A 9,034-nucleotide genomic window follows, 5' to 3' on the forward strand; every position below is an offset into this window, starting at 1 on the left:
AATGGAGCTTGCTTCTTTCATTGACAGAGGAAAAGAACCCACCTACGTTTCCGGCCATGCGCTCGACCTCTCGTACCGAGGCGGTTCCCGTTCCCACTCCGGCCGCGTCCCTCGTCTTCACCACCGTGCTGTCCCACGGCCCGCTCACCCGGCTGGAGATAGCGCGGCGGACCGCGCTCTCCTCGGCCGCGGTCACCAAGGCCGTGCGTCCGCTGATGGACGCCGGGTATCTGGTCGAGGGCGCCGACGAGGAGACGCGCCCCGCGCTGGGCAGGCCGGCGAACCTCGTACGGGTCGACGGCGGGCGGGCGTTGTTCATCGGGGTCAAGGTGACCGGTGACGAGATCATCGCTGTCCTGGCCGACCTGTGCTGCCGTATCCGGATGGCCCGCCACACCCCGGTGACCAGCCGTGAACCGGGCACCGTGCTGGCCTCCATCGCGGAGCTGGTGCGCGAACTGCTCACGGAGGCCGGCGGGTTCGGAGTGGAGGTCCGCGGTCTCGGCCTCGCCGTCTCCGGGGATGTGGACCGTACCGCCGGGGTGGTGCGCTACTCGCCGTTCCTCGACTGGCGGGACCTGCCGCTCGCCGAACTCGCCGAGAGTGTCACCGGGTTGCCGGTCACGGTCGACAACGACGTACGGGCCCTGACCGTCGCCGAGCAGTGGTTCGGCGCCGGGGTGGGCCTGTCCGACTTCGCCCTGGTGACCGTCGGCGCCGGTATCGGCTGCGGACTCGTCGTCCACGGCCAGGTCGTCTCCGGCGCGCACGGCGTGGCGGGCGAGATCGGCCACCTGTCCATCGACCCGACGGGGCCGCTGTGTTACTGCGGCAACACCGGGTGCGTGGAGTCGATCGCGGGTGACGCCGCCATCGTCGGCCGGGTCAGGGAGTCCACCGGGCTGCCCGTCGCCGGCGCCGCGGAGGCGCTGGAGCTGGCCCACCGGGGAGACCCCGGCGCCCGGGAGGCGTACGCACGGGCCGGCGAGGCGATCGGCCGCGCCATCGGAGCCGTGGTCAACGTCCTCGGACCACAACGAGTGATCATCTCCGGCGAGGGCCTCGCCGGGTACGACCTGTTCGCCGAGCAGATCCGCGACGCGTTCACCGCGTCCGCCTTCGGCACCGCCGCACAGTGCGACGTGATGACCCGTCCCCTGCCCTTCGAGGAGTGGGCGCGCGGAGCGGCAGCCACCGCGATCCAGTCCTTCATCGGATCAAGCACCAGCCCCACCAGATCTAGGAGTAGCGATGACGCTGCAGAGCCGCACGCCCTCGTTCGCAAGTAAGCCCAGCCGCCGGGCGGTGGTCAACGGGATGTTCGGCGTCGGCGCCGCCGCGCTGGCCGCGCCCCTGCTGTCCGCCTGCGGGGGCGGCCCGTCCTCCGACCCGAAGACGGTCACCTTCGGGTCGAACGGCGCCGACGCCACCCCGAAGAAGGCCTACGCGGGCCTGACCGGCGCCTTCACCAAGGACAGCGGCCTCAAGGTCAAGACCAACACGGTCGACCACGACACCTTCCAGACGAGCATCTCCAACTACCTCCAGGGCACCCCGGACGACGTCTTCACCTGGTTCGCCGGCTACCGCATGCAGTTCTTCGCCAAGAAGGGCCTCGCCCACCCCGTCGACGACGTGTGGGACAAGATAGGCTCCGGCTTCAGCGACGCCGCCAAGCAGCTCTCCAAGGGCGAGGACGGCAAGTACTACTTCGTGCCGCTGTACAACTACCCGTGGGCCGTCTTCTACCGCAAGAGCCTGTTCAAGGCGCGCGGTTACGAGATCCCGCGTACCTGGGCCCAGTTCACCGCCCTCGCCAAGCAGATGAAGAAGGACGGGCTCTCCCCGATCGCCGCGGGTTACGGCGGCGGCGACAGTTGGACCGTACTCGGCGCCTTCGACTACCTGAACCTGCGGACCAACGGCTACGACTTCCACATGTCCCTCATGCGGGGCGACGTCTCCTGGACGGACCGGCGTGCGACGGCCGTCTTCGACCACTGGCGCGAGCTGACCCCGTACTACCAGCAGGGCGCGGGCGGCCGCTCCTGGCAGGACGCCGCGCAGTCGCTGTTCGACAAGAAGTCCGGCATGGCCGTCATCGGTCTCTTCCTCGGTCAGCAGATCACCGACGAGGCGCTGCGCGACGACATCGACTTCTTCCCCTTCCCCGAGATCGACCCGGCGTACGGCCAGGACACCGTCGAGGCGCCCACCGACGGCTTCATGCTCAGCCGCAAGCCCAAGAACCTCGACGGCTCCAACCGCTTCCTGGAGTTCCTCGGCAGCGCCAAGGCCGAGAACCTCTACATGGGCGTCGACCCGAGCAACGTGGCAGCGCACTCGGGGGCCGACACCAGCTCGTACAACGCCCTGCAGAAGAAGTCGGCCGCGCTCATCTCCTCGGCGAAGCACCTCACCCAGTTCGGGGACCGCGACAGCGACCCGGGCTTCATCTCGACCGTCGTACTGCCAGGACTGACCGAATGGCTCGGCCACCCCGACGACGGCGCGGCCCTGCTGAAGAAGATCGAGTCCCAGCGCTCACGCTTCTTCACGGCCTGATCAGGACCGGGAAGGTTCACCATGTCCTCCGTGCGCTCCGCGCAGGCGACCCCGCCGCGCGCCCGCCGTTCCCGTCGGCTCGGCCGTGGTGACCGGCTCTTCCTGACGGTCATCATCGGTATCCCGCTGCTCGCCCTGATGGTCTTCGTGTGGCTGCCGGCGCTGGCCTCCATCGGTCTGTCCTTCACGAGCTGGGACGGCATCGACCTGTCCGACATCCACTGGATCGGACTCGACAACTACCACCAGATATTCACCAACTACCCGCCGTTCTGGCCGGCCGTGCGCCACAACGTGATCTGGCTGCTGTTCACCGGGCTGCTGCCCACACCGTTCGGCGTCTTCCTCGCCTACCAGCTCGACCGGAAGATCCGCTTCACCCGGATCTACCAGACAGCGATCTTCCTGCCGATGGTGCTCTCCCTCGCCGTGGTCGGCTTCATCTGGGAGATCATCTACAACCCCGACAACGGCCTGCTCAACGGCATCCTGGACGGGGTGGCGCCCGGCCACCACATCGACTGGCTGGGCGACCCGAAGCTCAACCTGTGGGCCGTACTCGTCGCCTCCGCCTGGCGCCACACCGGTTACATCATGATCCTCTACCTGGCGGGACTGAAGGGCTTCGACCCGGCGCTCAAGGAGGCGGCGGCCCTCGACGGCGCCAACGGACGCCAGACCTTCCTGCGCGTCATCTTCCCCGCGCTGAAGCCGGTCAACATCATCATCCTGGTCGTCACCGTCATGGAGTCCCTGCGGGCGTTCGACATCGTCTACGTGCTCGGCGGCGGCACCGGCAGCAAACCCGGCATGGAACTGCTCTCCCTGCTCATCACCGACAACATCATCGGCGAGTCCAGCCACATCGGTTACGGCTCCGCCCTCGCCGTCGTCCTGCTCGTCCTGTCACTGGCCGCCATCGGGACCTTCCTCTTCCAGAACTTCCGCAAGGAGGACCAGTGACAGCGACCGCGACACCACCGGCCGCCGGCGCCCGGACCCGCCGCGCGGCGCCCATCGGCGGCCCGTCACGCCCGAGGCGCCAGACCGGGCGGCACATCCTCCTCGGCGGGATCGCCCTGCTGTGGCTCGTACCGCTGCTGTGGGCGATCTACACCTCGCTGCGGCCCTACTCCGACACCAGCAAGCACGGCTACCTCTCCTGGCCGCGGAGCCTGAGCCTCCAGAACTTCACCGACGCCTGGACCCAGTCCGGGATGCCGCACTTCTTCTGGAACTCCGTCCTCATCACGATCCCCGCGGTCCTCGGGACCCTGCTGTTCTCGGCGGCGGTGGCGTTCTTCGTCTCGCGCTTCGACTTCCGCTGGAACGTGGTCCTGCTGATGCTCTTCACGGCGGGCAACCTGCTCCCGGCGCAGGTCCTCATCACCCCGCTGTACCGGCTGTACCTGCTGATCCCCCTGCCGGGCTGGATGAGCGACTCCTTCCTGCTCTACAACTCCGTCTGGGGCATCATCGCGATCCACATCGCGTACCAGTGCGGCTTCTGCACCTTCGTCCTCAGCAACTACATGAGGACGATCCCGAAGGAGATCACGGAGGCGGCCCTCGTCGACGGCGCCCCCGTATGGCGTCAGTTCTTCCAGATCGTGCTGCCGCTGTGCCGCCCGGCGTTCGCCGCGCTGGCGACGCTGGAGTCCATCTGGATCTACAACGACTTCTTCTGGTCCCTCGCCCTGATCGAGACCGGCGACAAGCGGCCGATCACCTCGGCGCTCGCCAACCTCCAGGGCCAGTACTTCACCAACCCCAACCTCATCGCGGCCGGCGCACTCATGACCGCGATCCCCACACTGCTGGTGTACTTCGCGCTCCAGCGCCAGTTCATCAGCGGGCTGACCATCGGCTCGGGCAAGGGCTGAGCCGCCGCCGGGCGTACGGCGGTCACCGCGCCGCCGCCCCCATGACGCCCGGAGTACGACGCCCTTGCCCGTGTTCCACCTCGGCACCCCCCGTGATCCGACAACAGGAGGTCAGACCCGTGCGGTCATCCTCGTACCCCGCCCTGCCCGGAACCCCCGCGGGTTCCGCGCGCCGAACCGTAAGAGCTCTGCTCGTCCTCGCCCTCACCGCCGGTCTGGCGGCGGCAGTCCCCGCAGCCGAGGCCGCGGCCCCGGCGAAGCCGGCGTCACCCGTACAGGCCCCGGCCACGTCCCCGGCGAAGCCCGCTGCGGCGCCGGTCGCCGACAAGCCCTACATGGGCTGGACGAGTTGGAGCATGCAGTCGTCGAAGTACCCCGGGCTCAACCCCGACGGCGACTACAGCTACCTCACCGAAGCCAACATCCTGAAGCAGACCGACGCGCTCGCCTCCAAGCTGAAGCCGTACGGCTACGACTACGTCAACATCGACGCCGGCTGGTGGCGAACCGCCGACTGGACACCCGAGTTCGACGGGAACGGCCGCCAGACCCCCGACGCAGTCCGCTTCCCGCACGGCATGAAACCGGTCGCCGACCACATCCACAGCAAGGGCCTCAAGGCAGGCATCTACCTCCCCGTGGGCCTGGAGAAGGAAGGGTACGGCGAGGGCAAGCTGCCCATTCTCAACGCCACCGGCTGCACCACGGCCGACATCGTCTACCCGGACCTGCGCACCACCAACGGCTGGGACAGCGCGTACAAACTCGACTTCTCCAACCCCTGCACACAGAAGTACGTCGACTCGCAGGCGCAGATGATCGCCGACTGGGGCTACGACTTCCTCAAGCTGGACGGCGTCGGCCCCGGCTCCGGCAAGACCGGTGACAACTACGACAACACCGCTGACGTCGCCGCCTGGCACAAGGCGATCGCGACCGCCGGCCGCCCGGTGCACCTGGAGATCTCCTGGTCGCTCGACATCAACCACGCCGCCGACTGGAAGGCGAACTCCAACGGCTGGCGCATCGACACCGACGTCGAGTGCTACTGCAACACCCTGGTGAGCTGGGAGAATTCGGTCAACGACCGGTTCGACGACGCCCCGGCGTGGAGCCGCAAGGCAGGCCCCGGCGGCTGGAACGACCTCGACTCCATCGATGTCGGCTTCGGAAAGATGGACGGCATCACCCAGGCCGAACGGCAGAGCTACATGACGCTCTGGGCCATCTCCAAGTCACCGCTCTACACGGGTGACGACCTCACCCAACTGGACTCCTACGGACTCTCGTTGCTGACCAACCGCGAGGTCATCGGAGTCGACCAGAGCACGGCACCCGTGGCACGCCCGGTCACCGCGTCCGGCGACCAGCAGGTGTGGGGCACGAAGAACCCCGACGGAAGCTACACCGTCGCCCTCTTCAACCTCGGTGACGCGCCCGCCTCAGTGACCGCCGACTGGGCCTCCTTCGGCTTCACCGGCCGGGCCGGCGTCCGCGACCTGTGGAACCACGAGAACCTCGGCACGTACACGGACAAGGTGACCGAGGCGCTGCCCGCGCACGGCTCCCGCCTGTTCACCGTCAAGCCCGGCGCCGGATCGACGCTGAGGACGACGAGTTACGAGGCGGAGTCACCGGCGAACACGGTCAGCGGCAACGCCTCCGTCGCGGGCTGCGACGCGTGCTCCGGCGCCCAGAAGGTCGGCAACCTCTACGACGGCGGCAAGGTCCAGTTCAACGGGCTCACCGTCAAGAAGGCCGGCCGCTACACCGTCAGCGTCTCGTACGTCAGCGGTGACGCGCGCTCCGCACTCGTCTCCGCCAACGGGAACACCGCCACCAGCCTGAAGTTCCCCTCCACCGGGGACTGGAACACGGCCGAGACCATCAGCGTGCCCGTCACGCTCAAGGCGGGCGCCAACACCCTTACGTTCGACAGCGGTTCCGGTGGGTACGCCCCTGACATCGACAAGATCGCCGTACCGCTCTCCTGATTCTCCGCGGGGCCCGGGATCTCCCGGGCCCCGTTCTCGTACGCACCGTCTCCTCCGGACATGGAGTGCAACCCCGTGGACATCGAACCGACCGGACACACCGGACACACCGGACGCACCGAAGGCACCGAGAACACCGAAAGCGGCGGCGGCGCCCGCCGCCCCAGCCGCCGCGGCTTCCTCGCGCTGGCCGCCGCCACCGGCACGGCGACCGCACTGGGCGGCCTGCCCGCCTTCGCCGCCTCGGCGGCGCCGCGCCGCCCCGACAGCTCGCCCATGCTGTCCAAGGCGGCCAGGAACGAACTCTGGTGGCAGGCGCCGGGCTCCGAGAGCTCGATGATCGAGCAGGGGCTGCCGGTCGGCAACGGCCGCATCGGCGCACTCGCGACCAACGACCCCGGCCTCGAACTGCTGATGATCACCGACGCGAGCATGTGGACGGGAGGTGTCAACGACACCCTCGACGCGGACGGCCAGTTCCCTTACGGGCGCGAGGACTTCGGCTCGCTCACCCTGCTGGCGAACCTGACGGTCGAGATACCCGACCACGACCTGTCGGCCGTCTCCGGCTACCGGCGCGCCCTCGACCTGAGCCAGGGGCTCGTCACGACCTCGTACGTCAGGTCGGGTGTGACGTACGAACGCGAGATCTTCGCCAGCCGTCCCGACGACGCGATCGTGCTGCACTTCTCGCAGAAGGGCGGCGGCCACTACACGGGAACGGTCTCGCTCGACGGTCAGCACGACGAGACCACCACGGCCAACAGCGCGGGCAGGTACGCCTCGTTCGGCGCCACCCTGCCGGGCGGCGGCCTGCGGTACGGGGCCGCTGTCACCGCGTACAGCAGGACCGGGCGGATCACCGTCGAAGGGGCGAAGCTCTCCTTCGCCGGCTGCCGCGAGCTCACGGTGGTGGTGAGCGGCGGTACGAACTACGCGCCGGACGCCGCCGCCGGATTCCGCGCCCCCGGCCTCGACCCGCAGCGCCTCGCCAGGACCAAGGTGCTCGACGCCTCACGGCACACCGCCGAGACCCTCCTGCACACCCATGTGGCCAACCACCGCGCCGAGTTCGAGCAGATGGACCTCACGCTGGGCACGTCGTCCGCGCAGCAGCGCGCCCTGAACACCTGGGACCGGATCCAGGCGCGCGCGACCGACGGCGTCCCCGACCCCGAACTCGAAGCGCAGTACCTTCAGTTCGGCCGTTATCTGATGATGTCCGGATCGCACGGCACGCTGCCGATGGGCCTCCAGGGCCTCTGGCTGGCGAACAACGACCCGGACTGGATGGGCGATTACCACACCGACATCAACATCCAGATGAACTACTGGATGTCCGACCGCGCGGGGCTCTCCGACTGTTTCGACACCTACGCCGACTACTGCCTCGCGCAGCTTCCCTCCTGGACCGAGCTGACCGGGCGCCTCTTCAACGACGAGCGCAACCGCTACCGCAACTCCAGCGGCAAGGTGGCGGGTTGGGCGATCGCCTTCTCCACGAACATCCACGGCGGGAACGGCTGGTGGTGGCACCCGGCCGGCGGCGCCTGGCTCTGCCAGTCCCTGTGGGAGCACTACGAGTACACCCAGGACCGGGACTACCTGCGCCGGATCTACCCCCTGCTCAAGGGCGCCTGCGAGTTCTGGGAGGCCCGTCTGATCACCACCACGGTCACCGATCCGGTGACCGGCGCCGACCGCGAGGTGCTCATCGACGACAGCGACTGGTCGCCGGAGCACGGACCGCAGGACGGCAAGGGCAACACGTACTCCCAGGAACTGGTGTGGTCGCTGTTCGGCAACTACCACACAGCCACCGCCGTACTGGGCGAGGACGCCGCGTACAGCCGTACGATCGACGGCCTGCGCGAGCGTCTCTACCTCCCCGTGGTCAGTGAGAAGACGGGCTGGCTGGAGGAGTGGATGTCGCCCGACAACCTCGGCGAGACCACCCACCGCCATCTCTCCCCTCTCATCGGCCTCTTCCCCGGCGACCGGATCCGTCCGGACTCGGTGCCGAAGGAGCTGCTCGACGGCGCCACGGCCCTGCTCACCGCGCGCGGCATGGAGAACTTCGGCTGGGCGAACGCCTGGCGCAGCCTGTGCTGGGCACGGCTGAAGGACGCGGAGAAGGCGTACCAGCTCGTCGTCACCAACCTGAAGCCGTCGAAGGACGGCACCAACGGCACGGCGATGAACCTGTTCGACATCTACGAGGTCGAGAAGGGCCGCGGAATCTTCCAGATCGAGGCCAACTTCGGCACCCCGGCCGCCATGGTCGAGATGCTGGTCTACTCGCGGCCGGGCCACATCGAGCTGCTGCCAGCACTGCCGGAGGCATGGGCGGAGTCCGGTTCGGTGACGGGCGTGGGCGTACGCGGAGGTTTTGTCATCGACCTGAGCTGGAAGGCGGGCAAGGTCACCGAGGCGCGGCTGCACAGCGTCGGGGGCCGCTCCACCACGGTGGTCCACGGCGGAAAGACCCGCAAGGTCAGTGTCGAGCCCGGCCGTTCGGTCACGATCAGCGGGCTCGGAGGATGAGACGCGGGGGGAGGCCGGACCCGCATCCGGCTCGCCGCCACCGCGCCG

At 68.5% G+C, this 9,034-nt stretch carries 6 protein-coding genes; all 6 read left to right on the forward strand.

Going from position 1 to position 9,034, the window contains the following annotated elements:
• Positions 1-56 precede the first annotated feature (56 nt).
• Positions 57-1,289: an ROK family transcriptional regulator gene (locus QR77_RS31800; protein ID WP_052489189.1), complete on the forward strand. Its 1,233-nt coding sequence runs from the start codon at positions 57-59 to the stop codon at positions 1,287-1,289.
• Complete coding sequence (locus QR77_RS31805; RefSeq protein WP_040025487.1) at positions 1,252-2,565, forward strand: ABC transporter substrate-binding protein; 1,314 nt, start codon at positions 1,252-1,254, stop codon at positions 2,563-2,565. Before QR77_RS31800 ends, QR77_RS31805 begins: the two co-directional genes overlap by 38 nt.
• 21 nt (positions 2,566-2,586) lie before the next feature.
• Complete coding sequence (locus tag QR77_RS31810) at positions 2,587-3,528, forward strand: sugar ABC transporter permease (RefSeq protein WP_052489190.1); 942 nt, start codon at positions 2,587-2,589, stop codon at positions 3,526-3,528.
• Positions 3,529-3,581: 53 nt separating this feature from the next.
• A complete protein-coding gene (locus tag QR77_RS31815; protein WP_040028990.1) occupies positions 3,582-4,448 on the forward strand; it encodes a carbohydrate ABC transporter permease in 867 nt (288 codons plus the stop codon).
• A 143-nt stretch (positions 4,449-4,591) separates the two neighbouring features.
• Positions 4,592-6,442, forward strand: a complete 1,851-nt coding sequence (locus tag QR77_RS31820; RefSeq protein WP_236711183.1) for a carbohydrate-binding protein — start codon at positions 4,592-4,594, stop codon at positions 6,440-6,442.
• Positions 6,443-6,628: 186 nt separating this feature from the next.
• Positions 6,629-8,986, forward strand: coding sequence for a glycoside hydrolase N-terminal domain-containing protein (locus QR77_RS31825; RefSeq protein ID WP_052489766.1), 2,358 nt, complete (start codon positions 6,629-6,631; stop codon positions 8,984-8,986).
• The last annotated feature ends 48 nt before the right edge of the window (positions 8,987-9,034 follow it).

This window comes from Streptomyces sp. 150FB, from assembly GCF_000818195.1.
Taxonomy (GTDB): Bacteria; Actinomycetota; Actinomycetes; order Streptomycetales; family Streptomycetaceae; genus Streptomyces.